The organism is Burkholderia sp. Bp8984, from assembly GCF_003853755.1.
Taxonomy (GTDB): Bacteria; Pseudomonadota; Gammaproteobacteria; order Burkholderiales; family Burkholderiaceae; genus Burkholderia.
This window is the reverse complement of record NZ_QTQN01000008.1, coordinates 18,646-38,222: the sequence shown is the minus strand read 5'-3', so window position 1 is coordinate 38,222 and position 19,577 is coordinate 18,646. Positions and strand designations below refer to the sequence as shown.

Annotated in this window: 21 protein-coding genes; 11 read left to right on the top strand and 10 right to left on the bottom strand. The window is 68.3% G+C overall.

Features of this window, described 5'->3' with window-relative positions; genetic code table 11:
• Positions 1 to 24 precede the first annotated feature (24 nt).
• Entirely contained in the window at positions 25 to 873 is an 849-nt protein-coding gene (gene trxA / locus DID98_RS10715; RefSeq protein WP_044848557.1) for a thioredoxin, read from the bottom strand.
• A 52-nt stretch (positions 874 to 925) separates the two neighbouring features.
• Entirely contained in the window at positions 926 to 1,807 is an 882-nt protein-coding gene (locus tag DID98_RS10710) for a pirin family protein (RefSeq protein ID WP_124570665.1), read from the bottom strand.
• A gap of 252 nt (positions 1,808 to 2,059) precedes the next feature.
• Here DID98_RS10710 and DID98_RS10705 point away from each other — a divergent pair, with 252 nt between their 5' ends.
• A complete protein-coding gene (locus DID98_RS10705; protein ID WP_185640843.1) occupies positions 2,060 to 2,938 on the top strand; it encodes an EamA family transporter in 879 nt (292 codons plus the stop codon).
• A gap of 45 nt (positions 2,939 to 2,983) precedes the next feature.
• Here the strand turns inward: DID98_RS10705 and DID98_RS10700 are convergent, their stop codons facing one another.
• Both DID98_RS10700 and tsaE read right to left on the bottom strand, forming a co-directional pair.
• Positions 2,984 to 4,519 carry an N-acetylmuramoyl-L-alanine amidase gene (locus DID98_RS10700; protein ID WP_124522990.1) on the bottom strand — a complete coding sequence of 512 codons (1,536 nt, stop codon included), beginning with the start codon at positions 4,517 to 4,519 and terminating at the stop codon, positions 2,984 to 2,986.
• Positions 4,501 to 5,052: a tRNA (adenosine(37)-N6)-threonylcarbamoyltransferase complex ATPase subunit type 1 TsaE gene (tsaE, locus tag DID98_RS10695; protein WP_044848561.1), complete on the bottom strand. Its 552-nt coding sequence runs from the start codon at positions 5,050 to 5,052 to the stop codon at positions 4,501 to 4,503. Before tsaE ends, DID98_RS10700 begins: the two co-directional genes overlap by 19 nt.
• A 17-nt stretch (positions 5,053 to 5,069) precedes the next feature.
• Between tsaE and queG the strand changes: the two genes are divergently transcribed.
• The 3 genes from queG (at position 5,070) to xerD (ending at position 7,804) form a co-directional block, all read left to right on the top strand.
• Positions 5,070 to 6,305, top strand: coding sequence for a tRNA epoxyqueuosine(34) reductase QueG (queG, locus tag DID98_RS10690; protein ID WP_124570664.1), 1,236 nt, complete (start codon positions 5,070 to 5,072; stop codon positions 6,303 to 6,305).
• 63 nt (positions 6,306 to 6,368) lie between these two features.
• On the top strand, positions 6,369 to 6,836 hold the full coding sequence (locus tag DID98_RS10685; RefSeq protein ID WP_124486964.1) for a methylated-DNA--[protein]-cysteine S-methyltransferase: 468 nt from the start codon (positions 6,369 to 6,371) through the stop codon (positions 6,834 to 6,836).
• Entirely contained in the window at positions 6,836 to 7,804 is a 969-nt protein-coding gene (gene xerD / locus DID98_RS10680) for a site-specific tyrosine recombinase XerD (protein WP_185500332.1), read from the top strand. The genes DID98_RS10685 and xerD overlap by 1 nt, the downstream gene beginning before the upstream one ends.
• Before the next feature lie 46 nt (positions 7,805 to 7,850).
• Here the strand turns inward: xerD and DID98_RS10675 are convergent, their stop codons facing one another.
• Entirely contained in the window at positions 7,851 to 9,413 is a 1,563-nt protein-coding gene (locus DID98_RS10675; RefSeq protein WP_124570663.1) for a class I adenylate-forming enzyme family protein, read from the bottom strand.
• A gap of 106 nt (positions 9,414 to 9,519) precedes the next feature.
• Here DID98_RS10675 and DID98_RS10670 point away from each other — a divergent pair, with 106 nt between their 5' ends.
• The 3 genes from DID98_RS10670 to plsY all read left to right on the top strand — a co-directional run bounded on the left by DID98_RS10670 (position 9,520) and on the right by plsY (position 11,095).
• Positions 9,520 to 9,786 carry a hypothetical protein gene (locus DID98_RS10670; protein WP_124570662.1) on the top strand — a complete coding sequence of 89 codons (267 nt, stop codon included), beginning with the start codon at positions 9,520 to 9,522 and terminating at the stop codon, positions 9,784 to 9,786.
• Positions 9,783 to 10,274 (top strand): Cys-tRNA(Pro) deacylase, encoded by a 492-nt coding sequence (ybaK, locus tag DID98_RS10665; protein ID WP_044848566.1) that lies wholly within the window; start codon positions 9,783 to 9,785, stop codon positions 10,272 to 10,274. The genes DID98_RS10670 and ybaK overlap by 4 nt, the downstream gene beginning before the upstream one ends.
• Before the next feature lie 182 nt (positions 10,275 to 10,456).
• Positions 10,457 to 11,095 (top strand): glycerol-3-phosphate 1-O-acyltransferase PlsY, encoded by a 639-nt coding sequence (gene plsY / locus DID98_RS10660; protein WP_124570661.1) that lies wholly within the window; start codon positions 10,457 to 10,459, stop codon positions 11,093 to 11,095.
• 118 nt (positions 11,096 to 11,213) lie between these two features.
• Here the strand turns inward: plsY and DID98_RS10655 are convergent, their stop codons facing one another.
• A complete protein-coding gene (locus DID98_RS10655) occupies positions 11,214 to 11,699 on the bottom strand; it encodes a YajQ family cyclic di-GMP-binding protein (RefSeq protein ID WP_014896235.1) in 486 nt (161 codons plus the stop codon).
• 136 nt (positions 11,700 to 11,835) lie between these two features.
• Here DID98_RS10655 and murB point away from each other — a divergent pair, with 136 nt between their 5' ends.
• Complete coding sequence (murB, locus tag DID98_RS10650; RefSeq protein WP_124570660.1) at positions 11,836 to 12,885, top strand: UDP-N-acetylmuramate dehydrogenase; 1,050 nt, start codon at positions 11,836 to 11,838, stop codon at positions 12,883 to 12,885.
• A gap of 139 nt (positions 12,886 to 13,024) precedes the next feature.
• On the opposite strand, the gene argF is transcribed toward murB, so the two are convergent.
• Positions 13,025 to 13,954: an ornithine carbamoyltransferase gene (argF, locus tag DID98_RS10645; RefSeq protein WP_124486968.1), complete on the bottom strand. Its 930-nt coding sequence runs from the start codon at positions 13,952 to 13,954 to the stop codon at positions 13,025 to 13,027.
• A 415-nt stretch (positions 13,955 to 14,369) separates the two neighbouring features.
• On the opposite strand from argF, the gene DID98_RS10635 reads away from it, so the two are divergent.
• A complete protein-coding gene (locus tag DID98_RS10635; protein WP_044848570.1) occupies positions 14,370 to 14,690 on the top strand; it encodes a DUF3579 domain-containing protein in 321 nt (106 codons plus the stop codon).
• Between the two features lie 147 nt (positions 14,691 to 14,837).
• Here the strand turns inward: DID98_RS10635 and rpsT are convergent, their stop codons facing one another.
• On the bottom strand, positions 14,838 to 15,110 hold the full coding sequence (gene rpsT / locus DID98_RS10630) for a 30S ribosomal protein S20 (protein WP_006482211.1): 273 nt from the start codon (positions 15,108 to 15,110) through the stop codon (positions 14,838 to 14,840).
• A gap of 304 nt (positions 15,111 to 15,414) precedes the next feature.
• Between rpsT and murJ the strand changes: the two genes are divergently transcribed.
• The gene (gene murJ / locus DID98_RS10625; RefSeq protein WP_044848571.1) at positions 15,415 to 16,965 is read left to right on the top strand and encodes a murein biosynthesis integral membrane protein MurJ; all 1,551 of its coding nucleotides are present in this window, start codon (positions 15,415 to 15,417) and stop codon (positions 16,963 to 16,965) included.
• A gap of 8 nt (positions 16,966 to 16,973) precedes the next feature.
• Complete coding sequence (locus tag DID98_RS10620) at positions 16,974 to 17,816, top strand: SirB1 family protein (RefSeq protein ID WP_124486969.1); 843 nt, start codon at positions 16,974 to 16,976, stop codon at positions 17,814 to 17,816.
• A gap of 79 nt (positions 17,817 to 17,895) precedes the next feature.
• Here DID98_RS10620 and DID98_RS10615 read toward each other — a convergent pair whose 3' ends face one another.
• The gene (locus tag DID98_RS10615) at positions 17,896 to 18,654 is read right to left on the bottom strand and encodes an SDR family NAD(P)-dependent oxidoreductase (RefSeq protein ID WP_124486970.1); all 759 of its coding nucleotides are present in this window, start codon (positions 18,652 to 18,654) and stop codon (positions 17,896 to 17,898) included.
• A 237-nt stretch (positions 18,655 to 18,891) separates the two neighbouring features.
• Positions 18,892 to 19,548, bottom strand: a complete 657-nt coding sequence (locus DID98_RS10610) for an FMN-dependent NADH-azoreductase (RefSeq protein WP_124570659.1) — start codon at positions 19,546 to 19,548, stop codon at positions 18,892 to 18,894.
• Positions 19,549 to 19,577 lie beyond the last annotated feature (29 nt).

The window sequence follows — 19,577 nt, the reverse complement described above, 5'->3', positions numbered from 1 at the left end:
CATCGCGGCCCGGCCGTTCGTTCGTCAGTTGAGCGCCATGCTCAGCTTGCGCCGCCACGCGGCGACGAGTTCCGGGCGATCGCCCGCCAGCTCGAACACCGAGATCATCGTGCGGCGGCCGAGGTCGTCGCCATACGCGCGGTCGCGCAGCACGATTTCGAGCAACTGCTCGAGCGCGCCTTCGTACGCGCGGCGCGCGATCAGGCTCTGCGCGAGGTCGAAGCGTGCGTCGAGATCGGCGGGGTTCGCCGCGATGCGCGCCTCGAGCGCGTCGGTCGGCGGCAGGTCGGCCGTCGCGTCGAGCGCATCGAAACGGGTCTTGATCGCCTGGTAGCGCGGATCGGTGCCCTGCACGGTCTGCGGCGACAGGCGTTCGGCCTCGGCGCGTGCGGCGTCCACCTGGTTGTTCGCGAGCAGCAGTTCGATCAGGTCGAGCCGCGCGTCGTCGAAGCCGGGGTTCAGCGCGAGCGCCGCTTCGAGGTGGGTGATCGCATCGTCGTAGCGCGATTCGGCGATCGCGTATTGTGCGGCGCGGCGCTCTGCTTCGTCGGGCGCGGGCAGCAGCCGGTCGAGGAACGCGCGCAACTGGCCTTCCGGCAGCACGCCGATGAACTGGTCGACCGGGCGCCCGTCGGCGAACGCGATCACGTGCGGGATGCTGCGCGTCTGGAAGTGCGCGGCGAGCTCCTGGTTCTCGTCCACGTTCACCTTCACGAGCTTCCAGCGGCCTTCGTAGTCGGCTTCGAGCTTTTCGAGCAGCGGACCGAGCGTCTTGCAGGGGCCGCACCACGGCGCCCAGAAGTCGACCAGCACGGGCGTGTCCAGCGACGCCTCGATGACGTCTTTCTCGAAAGTGGCAAGCGTGGTGTCCATGTCGTTCTCTTCGGTTCGAATGTCGTCAGGATGGGGGCGGCGCGCCCCTTTTTCAACGCGGCTTCGACTCGGGCAGCGGAATCCACTCGGTTTCGCCGGGCACCTTGCCCATTTCCTGGTTCGTCCACGCCCGTTTCGCGCGCTCGATCGCGTCGCGGCTGCTGGCGACGAAGTTCCATTCGATGAAGCGCTCGCCGTCGATCTTGTCGCCGCCCAGCAGCATCGCGCGCGCGCCGTTGCCGCTCGCGAGCGTGACGGTGGCGCCCGGTGCGAGCACGGCCATCTGCTCGGCCGGCACCGGCGTGCCGTCGATCGACAGGTCGCCGTCGACCACGTAGACCGCGCGTTCCTCGTGCGACGCGTCGAGTTCGAGGTGGCCGCCGGCCGCGAATTCGGCGGCGACGTACAGCGTGCGCGAGAACGTCGTGACGGGCGAGCGCAGGCCGAACGCGTCGCCGGCGATCACCGTGAGCGACACGCCGTTTTCGTCGCGCTTGGGCAGCGTGTCGGCCGCATGGTGCTCGAACGACGGCTCGGTGGTCTCGTTGGCAACCGGCAGCGCGACCCAGGTCTGGATCCCGTGCACCGTGTGGCCGCTCGCGCGCTGCGCGTCGGGCGTGCGCTCCGAATGGACGATGCCGCGGCCGGCCGTCATCCAGTTCACGTCGCCCGGCACGATCTCCTGCAGCGAGCCGAGGCTGTCGCGGTGCAGGATCGCGCCGTCGAACAGGTAGGTGACGGTGGCGAGCCCGATATGCGGATGCGGGCGCACGTCGAGGCCGGTGCCGGCCGGCAGCGTCGCGGGCCCCATGTGATCGAAGAAGATGAACGGGCCGACGAGGCGTGCGGCGAGCGCGGGCAGCGTGCGGCGCACCTGCAGGTTGCCGATGTCGCGGATGTGCGGCTTCAGCAGGGCTTTGATCGGATCGGTCATGGCGGGCCTCGTGGGGAACGGCAGGAATGCCGGTCATTGTACTGGCGGCACGGCGGCCACGCGTGCAACGGGCAGCCGGATATCCGCCGCGCGATGCGGCCGCGGGGCAGGCACGCGTCGTGCGGCGCGTCCACGGCGCCGTGCCTGGCGCCGATTCCATGTGCGCCGCGCGGGTATCGGGTCGCGCGGCGAAATTCGGTAGACTGAGCGGCGTTCAGGAAACCATCCGACAAAATCGAGGAGACGCCGATGATGGCCCCGAAGGACTTGCTGCTCGCGCTGGTCGTGATCCTGGCGTGGGGCGTGAACTTCGTCGTGATCAAGGTCGGCCTGCACGGCATGCCGCCGATGCTGCTCGGCGCGCTGCGCTTCACGCTCGCCGCGGTGCCCGCGGTGTTCTTCGTGCGCCGGCCGCAGATTCCGTGGCGCATGCTGATCCTGTACGGCGCGACGATCCAGCTCGGCCAGTTCGTGCTCCTGTTTACCGGCATGTACGTCGGCATGCCGGCCGGCCTCGCGTCGCTCGTGTTGCAGTCGCAGGCATTCTTCACGCTGGTGTTCGCGATGCTGTTCCTCGGCGAGCGGCTGCGCGTGCAGAGCCTGGTCGGGCTCGCGGTCGCCGCGGCCGGACTCGTCGTGATCGCTGCGCAGGGCGGCCGCGCGATGACGCTCGCGGGCTTCCTGCTGACCCTCTGCTCGGCCGCGATGTGGGCGTTCGGCAATATCGTCACGAAGAAGCTGGGCAAGGCCAACCTGGTGTCGCTCGTCGTGTGGGCGAGCCTCGTGCCGCCGGTGCCGTTCTTCCTGCTGTCGCTGTGGTTCGAGGGGCCGCAGCGGATCGAGGCCGCGCTGCTCGGGCTGAACGGCGCGTCGATCTTCGCGGTCGTCTATCTCGCGTTCGTCGCGACGCTGCTCGGCTACGGCTTGTGGAGCCGCCTGATGTCGCGTTATCCGGCCGCCCAGGTCGCGCAGTTCTCGCTGCTGGTGCCGATCGTCGGGCTCGCGTCGTCGGCGCTGCTGCTCGACGAGCATCTGACGGACGCGCAGCTGATCGGCGCCGCGCTCGTGATGGGCGGGCTCGCGGTGAACGTGTTCGGCGGGAAGCTCGCGCGCCGCTTCGCGGCGTCGTGACGCGCCGGCACGCAGCGCGTGCCGGCGGCGGGGAAGGGTGGCCGGTCAGGCCATCCGGCTCTTCGCGAGCGGCGGATTCGCGGCGAAGTAACGCTTGATGCCGCGGAAGATCGCGTCGGCCATCTGGTCGCGATAGCTGTCGTCGTTCAGCCGGCTTTCCTCTTCCGGATTGCTGATGAACGCCGTCTCGACGAGGATCGACGGAATGTCGGGCGCTTTCAGCACCGCGAACCCGGCCTGCTCGACCGAGCCCTTGTGCAGCTTGTTGATGCCGCCGACTTCCTTCAGTACGTAGTTGCCGTAGCGCAGCGAATCGCGGATCTGCGCGGTCGTCGACATGTCGAACAGCGCGCGGCTGACTGCCGCGTCCTGGGTCTTGATGTTGATGCCGCCGATCAGGTCGGACGAGTTCTCCTTGTTCGCGAGCCAGCGCGCCGCGGCGCTCGACGCGCCGTGGTCGGACAGCGCGAACACCGACGAGCCGCGCGCGGACGGCGTCGTGAACGCATCGGCGTGGATCGACACGAACAGGTCCGCGCCGACGCGGCGCGCCTTCTGCACGCGCACGTTCAGCGGCACGAAGAAGTCGGCGTCGCGCGTCATCATCGCGCGCATGTTCGGCGCGCCGTCGATCTTCGCGCGCAGCTTCTTCGCGATGTCGAGCGCGACGTGTTTCTCGTACGTGCCGCCGCCGCCGATCGCGCCCGGATCCTCGCCGCCGTGGCCCGGGTCGATCGCGACCGTCAGCAGGCGCACGGTGCCGCCCTTGCCGGATTTCGGCGCGGTGAACTTGTAGGTATCGCCGTCGTCCTCGCTGTCGTCGCGGCGCGCGATGACGGGCGGCGGCTTGACGGCCGGCTTCGCGGGCGTGGCAGGCGAAGACGGCGTCGCGGCGGCCGGCGGCGTGCGCGGCGCGGCCGGCGTGTTCTGCGCGAAGCGCTGGAAGAACGCGTCGCTGTTGTCGTTGCCCGCGACGGGCGGCGTCGCCGGCCCGTTCAGCGCGCCCGGCGGCTGCACCTGCTGCGCGCGCGCGGTGTCGTTGAGCGCCTGTTCCTTGCGTTCCGTCTGCGCGATCAGGTCGGTCAGCGGATCGGGCGCGACGGCCGGATACAGGTCGAACACGAGCCGGTACTTGTAGGTGCCGACCGGCGGCAGCGTGAACACCTGCGGCTTCACCGAGCCTTTCAGGTCGAACACCATCCGCACCACGTGCGGCTGATACTGGCCGACGCGCACCGACTGGATCTGCGGATCGTTCGGCGCGATCTTCGACACGAGGTCGCGCAGCGCCTGGTCGAGGTCGAGCCCGTTCAGGTCGACGACGAGCCGGTCGGGACCCTGCAGCAGCTGTTGGCTATTCTGCAGCGGCTGGTCGGATTCGATCGTGACGCGCGTGTAATCGCGCGCGGGCCATACACGCACGCCGAGCACCGACGACGCGTGCGCGAGCCGCGGCGCGACGAGGCCGAGCACCAGCGTCGACGCGCCCGCGCACAGGATCTGGCGGCGCCGCCAGTTGTGCGTGGCGGTGGCCGCCGATTCGATCGAGCGGAACGGTTTGATCAACATCTTTCGAGACATGCCTTTCCTGAAGCGCTGTACGCACGGACGGTGAGGGCGCGGCCGTCGCCATCCACGTCGAGCGAGAAAACCAGATCGGGCACGCCGAGCAGGGGGCCCGCCTGCTGCGGCCATTCGACGAGGCAGATCGCGCTGGAATTGAAATACTCGCGAAAGCCTGCATCGGACCATTCGGCCGGATCGTTGAATCGATACAGATCGAAGTGATAGACCTCAAGTTCCCCGTCGTCGCGCGCGAACGCGTACGGTTCGACGAGCGTGTAGGTCGGGCTGCGCACGCGCCCCGGGTGGCCGAGGCCGCGCAGGATCGCGCGCACGAGGGTCGTCTTGCCCGCGCCGAGGTCGCCGATCAGCTGGATCTGCAGCCCGTTGAACGCGTGTGCATGGGCGAGTTCGCTACGCGCCGCGTCGAGCGCGTGCGCGAAGCGGGTGCCGAAGGCCTCGGTCGCCGCTTCGTCGGCGAGTGCGATCACGCGCTCCGCGAGCGGGGCGGGCAGCGTGTCGGCATGAGGCGTATGGGACGTGGCTGGCATTCTCGTAAAATAGTGCGATGAACCGATTACCGGAACTCGCCGCATCCGACAGGCCTTCGACTCGTGCCGAAGGCGCGGCGCCGTGCGCGCTCGATGATGCGACGTTGGCTGCGCTCGCCGCGCGCATCAGGGCGTGGGGGCGCGAATTGGGTTTCGGGGCGATAGGCATCAGCGATACCGATCTCTCGGATGCCGAAGCAGGCCTCGCCGCCTGGCTGGAAGCCGGGTACCACGGCGAAATGGATTATATGGCGAAACACGGGATGAAACGCGCGCGGCCGGCCGAACTTGTGGCCGGTACGCGACGCGTGATTTCCGCGCGGCTCGCCTATCTGCCGGCCGAAACGCTCGCCGCCGACGCGCCCGATGCGTCATCGGGCGCGCTCGCGCCGCACGACTGGCGCGCACGCGAGCGCGCGCGTCTCGACGATCCGCAGGCGGCCGTCGTGTCGATCTACGCACGCGGCCGCGACTATCACAAGGTGCTGCGCAACCGGCTGCAGACGCTCGCGGAGCGCATCGAGCGCGAGATCGGCGCATTCGGCTACCGCGTGTTCACCGATTCGGCGCCGGTGCTCGAGGTCGAGCTCGCGCAGAAGGCCGGGGTCGGCTGGCGCGGCAAGCACACGCTGTTGCTGCAGCGCGACGCGGGTTCGCTGTTCTTCCTCGGCGAAATCTACGTCGACGTGCCGCTGCCGACCGACGCGCAAACGGTGCCCGAGCGCGCGCCCGAGACGCCCGGCGCGCACTGCGGCAGCTGCACGCGCTGCATCGGCGCGTGCCCGACGGGCGCGATCGTCGAACCGTATCGCGTCGACGCGCGCCGCTGCATCTCGTACCTGACGATCGAACTGAAAGGCAGCATTCCGGAGCCGCTGCGGCCGATGATCGGCAACCGCGTGTACGGTTGCGACGACTGCCAGCTCGTGTGTCCGTGGAACAAGTTCGCGCAGGCCGCGCCCGTCGCCGATTTCGACGTGCGGCACGGGCTCGACCGCGCGACGCTCGTCGAGCTGTTCGCGTGGGACGCCGACGCGTTCGACACGCGGATGCAGGGCAGCGCGATCCGGCGCATCGGTTACGAAAGCTGGCTGCGCAATCTCGCGGTCGGGCTCGGCAATGCGTTGCGCGCGCCGGCCGATCGGCTCGCACCCGAAGCGCGCACCGCGATCGTCGCCGCGTTGCGCGCACGGGCCGACGATCCGTCGCCGGTCGTGCGCGAGCATGTCGAATGGGCGCTGCGTGCCGCATGAAGGCGGCGTAAAGTGTCGTCGGCGCGCGGCGGCGCCGCGTGTTTCACCGGTCAGGAGAAGTTCATGTTCAACGCAGTCATCGACGCGCCGTTCGGCAAGGTCGGCATCCGCACCGATGCCGCGGTGGTGCGCGAGATCGTCTATCTGCCCGAGTCGGTCAAGTCGGTCGATCCGGATTCGCCGCTCGCGAAGCGCGCGGTCGAGCAGATCGAACGTTATTTCGAGCGTGCGTCGGCGCGCTTCGACCTGCCGCTTGCCGACGTCGGCAGTGCATTCCAGCACCGCGTGTGGAACGTGATCAGCGACATTCCGCCGGGCACGGTGCTGACCTACGGGCAGGTCGCGAAGCGGATCGGCAGCGCGCCGCGCGCGGTCGGCCAGGCGTGCGGCGCGAACTATTTCCCGCTCGTGATCCCGTGTCATCGCGTCGTCGCGGCCGGCGGCCTCGGCGGTTTCGCGAATCACGACGACAATGGCTATTACCAGAAAGTGAAGCGCTGGCTGCTGGCGCATGAAGGCGTGCCGTACTGATGAGCGAACCGTTGCTTTCCCCCGATTCCGATTCCGCATCCGACGCCAGCGATGCCGCGGCCGCCGCATCGCCCGCGCTGCTCGCGAGCCGCGCGTCGATCGACGTGTTCTGCGATGCGCTGTGGCTCGAGCATGGGCTCGCGCGCAACACGCTCGATGCGTACCGGCGCGACCTGGCGCTGTTTTCGCAATGGCTGGCCGCGACGCACGACACGTCGCTTGACTCGGCCGACGAAGCGATGTTGACGGGCTACATCGCCGCGCGCAGCGACGGCAAGGCGACGTCGTCGAACCGGCGGTTGTCGGTGTTCCGGCGCTATTACGGCTGGGCCGTGCGCGAGCGTCACGCGAGCGCGGACCCGACGCTGCGGATCACGTCGGCGAAGCAGGCCGCGCGGTTTCCGTCGACGCTGTCCGAGGCGCAGGTCGAAGCGCTGCTCGGCGCGCCCGACATCGGCACGCCGCTCGGCCTGCGCGATCGCACGATGCTCGAGCTGATGTACGCGAGCGGGCTGCGCGTGAGCGAGCTCGTGACGCTGAAGACCGTCGAGGTCGGGCTCAACGAGGGTGTCGTGCGTGTGATGGGCAAGGGTTCGAAGGAACGGCTCGTGCCGTTCGGCGAAGTCGCGCACGGCTGGATCGAACGCTATCTGCGCGACGCGCGGCCCGCGTTGCTCGGCGCGCGCGCGGCCGACGCGCTGTTCGTGACCGCGCGCGGCGACGGGATGACCCGCCAGCAGTTCTGGAACATCATCAAGCGCCACGCGCAGCAGGCCGATGTGCGCGCGCACCTGTCGCCGCATACGCTGCGCCACGCGTTCGCGACGCACCTGCTGAACCACGGCGCCGACCTGCGGGTCGTGCAGCTGCTGCTCGGCCACAGCGACATCTCGACCACGCAGATCTACACGCACGTCGCGCGCGAGCGGCTGAAGACGCTGCACGCGCAACACCACCCGCGCGGTTAGCGCGGCGCGCGCCGGCCTACGCGCGGGATGCGGCCGGCGCCGCGCGTCACGCGAGTTCGCGCAGCTTGTGCTTCAGCACCTTGCCCGTCGATGCGGCGGGCAGCGCATCGAGCACACGGATGCGCGCGGGGCGCTTGTACGGCGCGAGCCGTTGCGCGCACCACGCCTGCAGCGCGGCCTCGGTCGCGGCCGCGCCCGGCACCAGCTCGACGAACGCGAGCACTTCCTCGTTGCCCTCGACCGCACGGCCGACGACGGCCGCCTGCACGACGTCCGGGTGCGCGTTCAGCACCTGTTCGACCTCGACCGGATACACGTTGAAGCCCGAGCGGATGATCAGCTCCTTGCTGCGGCCCGCGATCGTCACCGAGCCGTCCGCTGCCTGGCGCGCGAGATCGCCGGTGCTGAGCCAGCCGTCCGGCGACACGGCCGCGCGCGTCGCGTCCGCGTTGCGGTAGTAGCCGAGCATTACGTTCGGCCCGCGCACGCGGATTTCGCCCACTTCGCCCGGCGGCACGTCGGTGCCGTCCGGTGCGACGATCCGCATCTCGACGCCCGGGATCGGCACGCCGACCGAGCAGTCGGTACGCGGCGCGTCGAGCGGCGTCTGCGTGATCGTCGGGCTGCTCTCGGTCATGCCGTAGCCGTTGTGCAGCGGCACGCCGTATACGCGCTCGACGCGCGCCTTCAGGTCGGCGTCGAGCGGCGAGCCGCCCGAATACGCGAAGCGCAGCCGCGGCGCATGCCATGCGTGCGCGTGCGTGTGCAGGTGCTCGAGCAGTTTCGCGTGCATCGCGGGCACGCCCTGGAAGATCGTCACGCCTTCGTCGGCGAGCGCGACGCGCACGGCCTCCGGCGCGAAGCGCGGCGCGAGCCGCAGCGTCGCCCCCGCGTACAGGCTGCCGAGGCAGACCGATGCGAGCCCGTACACGTGCGACACGGGCAGCACCGTATAGACGACGTCGTCGGGCGACACGCCGCGCAGCGCGCTCGACGTCGCCGCGATGAACAGCAGGTTGCGGTGCGACAGCATCACGCCTTTCGGCGTACCCGTCGTGCCGGTCGTGTAGATCAGCGCCGCGCACTGCGCGGCGCCGTCGGGTGACACCGGCTCGTCGGGCGCGCTCGCGTCGACGCGGTACGACCACGTGCCGATGTCGACCGGCAGCGCGTCGGCGGGCGTCGCGCCGTGGCGCGCCGCGTGCGTGCGCGCATCGGGCGATGCTTCCGTCGCGAACGCGATCAGCTTCGGCCGCGCGTGCGCGGCGATCGCATCGAGCTCGCCGGCCGACAGCCGCGCGTTCGACACGAGCGCCCAAGCGTCGACGCGCGCGGCTGCGAACAGCAGCACGATCTGCGCGACGCTGTTTTCCGCGACGATCATCACGCGATCGCCGCCGCGCACGCCGAGGCGCGCGAGCCGCTCGGCGGCCGCATCGACGGCCCGCGACAGCTCGCCGTACGACAGGCGGCGCGCGTCCTCGATCAGCGCCGGGTGCGCGGGCGCTTGCGCGGCCCAGCGGGCGGGCACGTCGGCGATGCGGCCGGGCAGCGCGGCGAGCAGTGCCGCGACGTCGAGCGGCGCGGATGAGCGGACAGGCGAGGACATGGCGTCTCCAGAAGAAGGCCGTGCAGTGGCGCGGCGAGTTTTGCGAACGATCGTGCCATGGCGGCGGGCGCGCCACAATCGGTCAATCGGGCAATAGCACTTCGCGATGTCCGCAATGATGCCGGTGTGGTGCGGTGCGGTGCGAATCGGCTCGACGCGGCTGCGGCTGCGCTCGCCCGGAACAAAAGGGCCGCGAGTATACCGCCGGCGGCCGGTACGCTGTCGCGAAGGCGAAGGCGAAGGCGAAGGCGAAGGCGAAGGCGAAGGCGAAGGCGAAGGCGAAGGCGTGATGCGCTCGTGCGCAATGGCGTGCGATGCATGCGATGGCCGCAACGCCGCCCGCCGGTCGTTCGCCATTAAAATGCCGCCATGAGCAAATCCAGACACGTGTCCGAGACACCCGCGACCCAGCTGCTGCGCCGCCACGGCGTCGCGTTCGGCGAGCATCCGTACGATTACGTCGAGCACGGCGGCACCGGCGAGTCGGCGCGCCAGCTCGGCGTCGACGAGCATAGCGTCGTGAAGACGCTCGTGATGGAGGACGAGCACGCGAAGCCGCTGATCGTGCTGATGCACGGCGACCGCACGGTGTCGACCAAGAACCTCGCGCGGCAGATCGGCGCGAAGCGCGTCGAGCCGTGCAAGCCCGACGTCGCGAACCGCCATTCCGGCTATCTGGTCGGCGGCACGTCGCCGTTCGGCACGCGCAAGACGATGCCCGTGTACGTCGAGTCGACCATCCTCGAATTGCCGACGATCTACCTGAACGGCGGCCGCCGCGGCTACCTCGTCAGCCTCGCGCCGGCGGTACTCACGACGCTGCTCGGCGCGACGCCCGTGCAGTGCGCGAGCGTCGACTGAGGGTTTCACCTTCGTGGCAGGCCGCGCTCGTTCGGTAGAATGGGCGCCGTTTCGGCCGGTCGGCCCGCACGGCCGGCTGCCGCGGCCTGCCGGCGGTTCGCCGCGGCGGCGCCTGCCCCGACGGGCCGGCCCGCCGCGCCCGGCCGTCCCTTTACCGATACGTTGAAAGAAGAGTTTTCCGCATGCAGATCCTGCTCGCCGCACTTGTTGCCTACCTGATCGGTTCGGTGTCGTTCGCCGTCGTCGTCAGCGCCGCGATGGGCCTGGCCGATCCCCGTTCGTACGGGTCGAAGAATCCCGGCGCGACCAACGTGCTGCGCAGCGGCAACAAGAAGGCCGCGATCCTGACGCTCGTCGGCGACGCGTTCAAGGGCTGGTTCGCCGTCTGGCTCGCGCGGCACTTCGGGTTGCCCGACGTCGCCGTCGCGTGGGTCGCGATCGCCGTGTTCCTCGGCCACCTCTATCCGGTGTTCTTCCGCTTCCAGGGCGGCAAGGGCGTCGCGACAGCGGCCGGCGTGCTGCTCGCCGTGCACCCGGTGCTCGGCCTCGCGACCGCGCTGACCTGGCTGATCGTCGCGTTCTTCTTCCGTTACTCGTCGCTCGCGGCGCTGGTGGCGGCCGTGTTCGCACCGGTGTTCGACGTGTTCCTGTTCGGCACCGGCCACAACCCGGTCGCGTGGGCCGTGCTCGCGATGAGCGTGCTGCTCGTGTGGCGTCACCGCGGCAATATCTCGAAGCTGCTGGCGGGGCAGGAAAGCCGGATCGGCGACAAGAAGAAGGCGGCATCCGACGGCGGCGCGCAGGACGGCGGGAAGGCCTGAGGAAGGGGATTGCCGCCGCCGCCCGCCGGGGCGCCCCGCATGCGGGGCCCGGCGGCGCGGCGTGACTGGTCGACGGCGTGGTCGACGGCGCGCTTGACGGCGCGGCCGACCGCGTCGATCAGTCGCGGAAGTTGTTGAAGTCGAGCGGGGTGTCGGTCACGTCCTTGCGCAGCATCGCGATCACGCTCTGCAGGTCGTCGCGCTTCGTGCCGGCCACGCGCACCGCGTCGCCCTGGATGCTCGCCTGCACCTTGATCTTGCTGTCTTTCACGAGCCTGACGATCTTCTTCGCGAGGTCGCCCGTCACGCCCTTCTTCACGGTGACGACCTGCTTGACCTTGTCGCCGCCGATCTTCTCGACCTTGCCGTAGTCGAGGAAGCGCACGTCGACGTTGCGCTTCGCGAGCTTGTTGATCAGCACGTCCTTGACCTGGCCGAGCTTGAAATCGTCGTCGGCGAACAGCGTCAGCTCGCGCTCCTTCTGCTCGACGCGCGCGTCGGAGCCCTTGAAGTCGAAGCGCGTCGAGATTTCCTTGTTCGACTGCTCGATGGCGTTCTTCACTTCGATCATGTTCGCTTCGGAAACGACGTCGAACGATGGCATGGCATTCTCCCTTGAGATGCGGGCGCCCGGCTCGCGCGCGGGCACTCGCTATAATTGCGGACTGTTTGCCATTTTACCGATGCCCCTCCGTTTGCCCAAGGCCGGCCGTATGCCCGCCCGGCGGACGTGACCGCGAATGCCGATGCCTCCTGACGATTCCGCCCTGTCGCTGCTCCCCGACCATCCGCTCGCCGCGCATAACACGTTCGGCATTGCCGCGAAGGCGCGCTTTGCCGCGCGCGTCACGCATGCGGCGCAGTTCGAGGCGCTGCACCGCGACCCGCGCGTCGCATCGCTGCCGCAGCTCGTGCTCGGCGGCGGCAGCAACGTCGTGTTCACGCGCGATTTCGACGGCGTCGTGCTGCTCGACGAGATCGCCGGCCGTCGCGTCGTGCGCGAGGACGACGACGCATGGTACGTCGAGGCCGGCGGCGGCGAGACCTGGCACGCGTTCGTCGCGTGGACGCTCGAGCACGGGATGCCGGGCCTCGAGAACCTTGCACTGATTCCGGGCACCGTCGGCGCCGCGCCGATCCAGAACATCGGCGCATACGGCCTCGAGATGAAGACCTATTTCGACTCGCTGGTCGCCGTCGAGCTCGCGACGGGGCGCAGCGAGCGCTTCGACGCCGCGCGCTGCGGGTTCGGCTATCGCGACAGCTTCTTCAAGCGGGAAGGGTGCGGCCGCTTCGCGATCGTCGCCGTGACGTTCCGGCTGCCCAAGCGCTGGACGCCGCGGCTCGGCTACGCGGACGTCACGCGCGAGCTCGACGCACGCGGCATCGCGCCGGACGCCGCGACCCCGCGCGACGTGTTCGACGCCGTTGTCGCGATTCGCCGCGCGAAGCTGCCCGATCCGCTCGTGCTCGGCAACGCGGGCAGTTTCTTCAAGAATCCGGTGATCGACGTCGCGCAGTTCGACGCGCTGCGCGCGCGCGCACCCGAAGTCGTGTCGTATCCGCAGCCGGACGGGCAGGTGAAGCTCGCGGCCGGCTGGCTGATCGACCGCTGCGGCTGGAAAGGGCGCGCGCTCGGCGCGGCGGCCGTGCACGACCGGCAGGCGCTCGTGCTGGTCAATCGCGGCGGCGCGACGGGCGCCGACGTGCTCGCGCTGGCGCGCGCGATCCAGGACGACGTGCGCGAGCGCTTCGGCGTCGAGCTCGAACCCGAGCCCGTGTGCCTGTAACGCGGTGTTGCGCCGCGCGGTTCATTCGCGTTCGTCCGACCCAACAAAAAAGCGCCGATCGTCGTCGATCGGCGCTTTTTTCCGCATGCCGCGCGGATGGCGGCATGCGCGCGGCATGCGCACGTAATGCGTGCGGCGGTCAGTGCTTGAGGCGGCCGAGCAGCAGGAACTCCATCAGCGCCTTTTGCACGTGCAGGCGGTTTTCCGCCTCGTCCCACACGACGCTCTGCGGGCCGTCGATCACGCCGGCCGTCACTTCCTCGCCGCGGTGCGCGGGCAGGCAGTGCATGAAGAGCGCGTCGGGATTCGCGTGCCCCATCATTTCCTCGTCGACGCACCAGTCGGCAAACGCCTGCTTGCGCGCTTCGTTCTCGGCTTCGAAGCCCATGCTCGTCCACACGTCGGTCGTCACGAGATCGGCGCCCTTGCACGCTTCGTTCGGATCGTCGAACACCTCGTAGAACGGCGCGCTGTCCGGCGCCACCAGCTTCATGTCGAGCGCATAGCCCGGCGGCGTCGACAGGCGCAGCTTGAAGCCGAGGATCTGCGCGGCTTCGATCCACGTGTACAGCATGTTGTTCGCATCGCCGACCCACGCGACCGTCTTGCCGGCGATCGGGCCGCGGTGCTCGTAGTACGTGAAGATGTCGGCGAGCACCTGGCACGGGTGGTATTCGTTGGTCAGGCCGTTGATCACCGGCACGCGGGAGTTTTCCGCGAAGCGCGTGATCACGTCCTGCTCGAACGTGCGGATCATGATGATGTCGACCATCCGCGAGATGACCTGCGCGGAATCCTCGACCGGCTCGCCGCGGCCGAGCTGCGTGTCGCGCGTGCTCATGAAGACCGCGTGGCCGCCGAGCTGGAAGATGCCGGCTTCGAACGACAGGCGCGTGCGCGTCGAGCTCTTCTCGAAGATCATCGCGAGCGTGCGGTCGTGCAGCGGGTGATAGGTCTCGTAGTTCTTGAACTTGCGCTTCAGGATACCCGTGCGTTCGAGCACGTACTCGTAGTCTTCCAGCGAGAAATCCTTGAACTGCAGGTAGTGACGAATGGTTTTGGCGGTCATGAAACGAAATACGGCGGGTCTGAACCGGCCGCGCGGCCGGACGGCGCCGCCGTCGGGTGTGGATAACTCAAAGCAGCATAAAGGATTTTCTGTGCTTTGACGAGCCGCGACGAAAACCGGGTTGGGATCGTGGCGCACGCTGGAAGGCGCCGGAAGAGGGGCGGCGAGACGACGCGCGATGCCGCGCTGCGGTATAATCCAAAAGTTTTCTCCAGCCCGGCAGGCAAGCCTCTTCGCGCTCTGCCGGACACAAGCCATGCGCTGCACAAATCCGGTGCGGCGCGTCGGCGGCACGCCTCGACAGCCTGTTTTTTCGGGATATCGGAGCGCGAGTGCCGCTGTCCGCTCGAGCTTTGTGTTCGCGTATCCGGGCGCTGTCGCCTGGACATCGCCGGGCCGTCACTTGGGTAACCACATGGCTGAAACCCCTCCGACCGAATTCTTCATCCAGGGCATTACGAAAGACGGGAAAAAGTTTCGCCCGAGCGACTGGTCGGAGCGTCTGGCCGGCGTGATGGCCTGCTTCGGGCCCGGTGCGAGCGGGCCGAACGCGCGCCTGAAATATTCGCTGTACGTGCGCCCGACGATGCTCGGCGACCTCAAATGCGTGATCCTCGATTCCCGGCTGCGCGACGTCGAGCCGATGGCGTTCGATTTCGTGCTGAATTTCGCGAAGGACAACAACCTCGTCGTCACCGAGGCGTGCGAGCTGCCGGACTACCACGAGAAGAAGTGAGTTCGACGGGCGAGGGCGCGTGCCGCGCCCCTGCCTGGCGGTCGCCCGGCGCGATGCGCGGGCGACGCACAGCAAAAAAGCCCGCCTAGGCGGGCTTTTTTGCGATCGCAGGAAACAGGAGCGCCCGCCGAAGCGGGCACGCCGGATTTACGCTGCTGCCTGCAGACCCTTGACGGCTGCGGCGAGGCGGCTCTTGCTGCGAGCGGCCTTGTTCTTGTGAACGATCTTCTTGTCGGCGATCGTGTCGATCGTCTTCACGGCAGCCTTGAACAGCTCGGCAGCCTTTGCCTGGTCGCCGGCTTCAACAGCCTTGCGAACCGACTTGATCGCGGTACGGAATTTCGAGCGCAGCGCCGAGTTGTGCGAATTTGCCTTCGCGGCTTGGCGGGCGCGCTTGCGTGCTTGTGCGGAGTTAGCCATGACGGTTCCTTATCCTGTCCTGTTTCCAGAGCTTGGAGCCTGACGGCCAAGCGCTGCTTTTCGATCCGTCCCCTGAGAGCGATTGCCCAGGGGCGCATAAAAAACGGTGATTTTAACCGAGGCCGAGACATGAAAACGACAGGCGCCGTGCATGTAACAGGCTCAGAAACCGGCGATTATAGCAACAAAATCAAGCGCGTGGCAAGGTCAACGTGACGTCGGCCGGACGGGGGCGCCGGCGACGCGCGCCCTTTTCGCCATCCGTCCGTGCCGGGCCACGCAACGTCCGTATAATAAGCGCCCCATGAATCTATTCCGAGCCCTGCTGACGGTCAGCGGCTTCACGCTGCTGTCGCGCGTGACCGGACTGGCCCGCGAGACGCTGATCGCCCGTGCGTTCGGCGCCAGTCAATACACCGACGCGTTCTACGTCGCTTTCCGCATTCCGAACCTGCTGCGCCGCCTGTCTGCCGAAGGCGCGTTCTCGCAGGCGTTCGTGCCGATCCTGGCCGAGTTCAAGAACCAGCAGGGGCACGATGCGACCAAGGCGCTCGTCGACGCGATGTCGACCGTGCTCGCGTGGGCGCTCGCCGTGTTGTCGGTCGTCGGGATCGCCGGCGCGTCGTGGGTCGTGTTCGCGGTCGCGTCCGGCCTGCATACCGACGGGCAGGCGTTCCCGCTCGCGGTCACGATGACGCGGATCATGTTCCCGTACATCGTGTTCATCTCGCTGACGACGCTCGCGTCAGGCGTGCTCAATACCTACAAGAGCTTCTCGCTGCCGGCGTTCGCGCCGGTGCTGCTCAACGTCGCGTTCATCGCCGCGGCCGTGTTCGTCGCGCCGCACCTGAAGGTGCCGGTCTACGCGCTCGCGTGGGCCGTCATCGTGGGCGGCGTGCTGCAGTTCATCGTGCAGCTGCCGGGGCTGAAGAAGATCGACATGGTGCCGCTGATCGGCCTCAACCCGGTGCGCGCGCTGCGTCATCCCGGCGTGAAGCGGGTGCTCGCCAAGATGGTGCCCGCGACGTTCGCGGTGTCGGTCGCGCAGCTGTCGCTGATCATCAACACCAACATCGCGTCGCGGCTCGGGCAGGGCGCGGTCTCGTGGATCAACTACGCCGACCGCCTGATGGAGTTCCCGACCGCGCTGCTCGGCGTCGCGCTCGGCACGATCCTGTTGCCGAGCCTGTCGAAGGCGCACGTCGACGCCGATTCGCATGAATATTCGGCGCTGCTCGACTGGGGGCTGCGCGTCACGTTCCTGCTCGCGGCGCCGAGCGCGCTCGCGCTGTTCTTCTTCGCGACGCCGCTCACCGCGACGCTGTTCAACTACGGCAAGTTCGACGCGCATACGGTCACGATGGTCGCGCGCGCGCTCGCGACCTACGGGATCGGTCTCGTCGGCATCATCCTGATCAAGATCCTCGCGCCGGGCTTCTACGCGAAGCAGGACATCAAGACGCCGGTGAAGATCGCGATCGGCGTGCTGATCGTCACGCAGATCTCGAACTACGTGTTCGTGCCGCTGATCGGCCATGCGGGCCTCACGCTGAGCATCGGCGTCGGTGCCTGCCTGAACTCGCTGCTGCTGTTCCTCGGGCTGCGCAAGCGCGGCATCTACCAGCCGTCGCCCGGCTGGCTGCGCTTCTTCGTGCAGCTGATCGGCGCGGCGCTCGTGCTCGCCGGCCTGATGCACTGGTGCGCGATCAACTTCGACTGGGCCGGCATGCGTGCGCAGCCGCTCGATCGCATTGCACTGATGGCCGCGTGCCTCGTGCTGTTCGCTGCACTATATTTCGGTATGTTGTGGGTGATGGGCTTCAAATACGCTTACTTCAGAAGGCGCGCCAAGTGACGACCGCAATGACCCGCGTCCTCGACTACTTCAGCACGCTCGTGGCGGACGACGACAGTCTGCCCGTCACGGAAACCGCGCTGTCGCTTGCGCAGGACGCGTATCCCGACCTCGACCTGCAGGGTACGCTGGCCGAAATCGACATCCTGGCCGCGCGGCTGAGCCGCCGGCTCGGCGACGATGCGGACCTGAAGGACCGCGTCGCCGCGCTCAACGCATTCTTCTTCCGCGAACTCGGCTTCGCATGCAATCACAACGATTACTACGACCCCGATAACAGCCACCTGAACGCGGTGCTGAAGCGGCGGCGCGGGATTCCGATCTCGCTGTCGGTGCTGTACCTGGAGCTCGCCGAGCAGATCGGCGTGCCGGCGCGCGGCGTGTCGTTCCCCGGCCACTTCCTGCTGCGCGTGACGCTGCCGGACGGCGACCTGATCATCGATCCGACCAACGGCCATTCGCTGTCCGAGGCCGAGATGGTCGAGATGCTCGAGCCCTACGTCGCGCGTGCGGCGGGCGCGGTCGACAGCGCGTTGCGCGCGCTGCTGCAGCCGGCCACCAGCCGCGAGATCATCGCGCGGATGCTGCGCAACCTGAAGACGATCTATCTGCAGACGGAACGCTGGCAGCGGCTGCTCGCGGTGCAGCAGCGGCTTGTGATCCTGCTGCCGGAACAGCTCGACGAAGTGCGCGACCGCGGCTTCGCGTATGCGCGGCTCGACTACCTGCGCCCCGCGCTCGAGGATCTCGAGCAGTATCTCGGCGAGCGGCCCGATGCGGAGGACGCGACCGTCGTCGAGTCGCAGGTGACCGAGTTGCGGCAGCGGATGCAGCGCGACGGCGAGGACTGAGCCGTCGCAGTCTCACCGGCGCCCCGAACGTCGACACGCCCGCATCGCGGGCGTTTTTTTTGCAGCTGCTTGCTTGCACTTACTTCGGCTGCATCCGGATCGCGCCGTCGAGGCGGATCACTTCGCCGTTGAGCATCGGATTCTCGACGATCTGGCGCACCAGCATCGCGTATTCGTCCGGTTTGCCGAGCCGCGGCGGGAACGGCACCATCGCGCCGAGCGCGTCCTGCACGTCCTTCGGCATGCCGAGCAGCATCGGCGTCTCGAACAGCCCGGGCGCGATCGTCATCACGCGGATGCCGTGGCGCGACAGGTCGCGCGCGATCGGCAGCGTCATGCCAGCGACACCGGCCTTCGACGCCGCATACGCGGCCTGGCCGATCTGCCCGTCGTACGCGGCGACCGACGCGGTGCTGACGATCACGCCGCGTTCGCCGCCGGCGTTCGGCGCGGTCGCGGCCATCGCGGCGGCCGCGAGCCGGATCATGTTGAAGGTGCCGACCAAGTTGACGTTGATCGTCTTCGCGAACACGTCGAGCGGATGCGCGCCGTCCTTGCCGACGGTTTTCGCGGCGGGCGCGATGCCCGCGCAATTCACGAGGCCGCGCAGCGTGCCCGCGCGCGTCGCGGCGTCGACGGCCGCCTGCGCATCGACCTCGCTCGATACGTCGCAGCGCACGAATACGCCGCCGAGTTCGCCCGCGAGCGCCGCGCCGGCTGCTTCGTTGAGGTCGGCGAGCACGACCTTGCCGCCGGCCTGAGCGAGCATGCGGGCCGTTCCGGCGCCGAGGCCCGATGCGCCGCCCGTGATCAGAAAGACGTTGTCGCGAATCTCCATCACTGTCTCCTTGGTTGGGTCCGATGCCGGTCGATCGGAGGCACGGCCGCCGCGCCGGTTCGTGCGGCGCACGTATTCGATCGATTGTACGGGGCGCCGCCGGATGCCGGCGAGACCGGCGCGGTCGTGCGAGGTCGGACGAAACGGATGGCGCAGGCGGAAAAAAGGTTCATCGAAGATTGCCGGCGAACACGTGGAAGACCGTCGGCGCTCGGCGGTCTCCAGCCGTTGGCCAGTTCAGCCGTCAACCGAAGCTGATGCTGAAGCCGCGTGTACCAGCGTCACTGCCTGTTCGCGCGCAGCCTCCCTGCCCGCGTGATCGATTTCGGGTCCAAACAGCGTTTTCTCGACGACGATCGATTCGATGTCGGTGATACCGATGAAGCGCAGCCACGCCTCAAGAAACGGCCGCTGATAGTCGAACGACTCGGCGGGCGTGCTCGATTGCCTTGAATAGTCGAGGCCTCTCGCATAGATCACGACGGCTTTCTTGCCGTTCAGCAATCCCGCCAACCCACGCTCGTCGAATGAGAAGAGGAGCCCGCGGTGGGACACGGCGTCGATGAAATGCTTGAGCTTGTACGGGATGGAAAAATTCCACAGCGGCACGGAGAACAGCAGCGTATCCGCGTCTTGCATCCGCTGCGCCAGCTGGCGGAAATCCGCCCACGCTTGCTGCTGGCCTTCGCTGAGCGGCGTGCCGCTCAAGTCCGCGTATTTGGCATCGAGCGCATCGCCGTCGAGTTCCGGCAATTGCGTCGCCCACAGATCGAGCACGTCGACCCGATGCACCGGATGCGCGTCGCGCCAGGCTTCCAGATACGCGTGCGCAACGTCGAGTGATGCGGACCGCGACTTGCGCGGGGACGATTCGATATGAAGCAAGGTCGACATGGAACGACTCCTGACGGGTTGACGGCCCT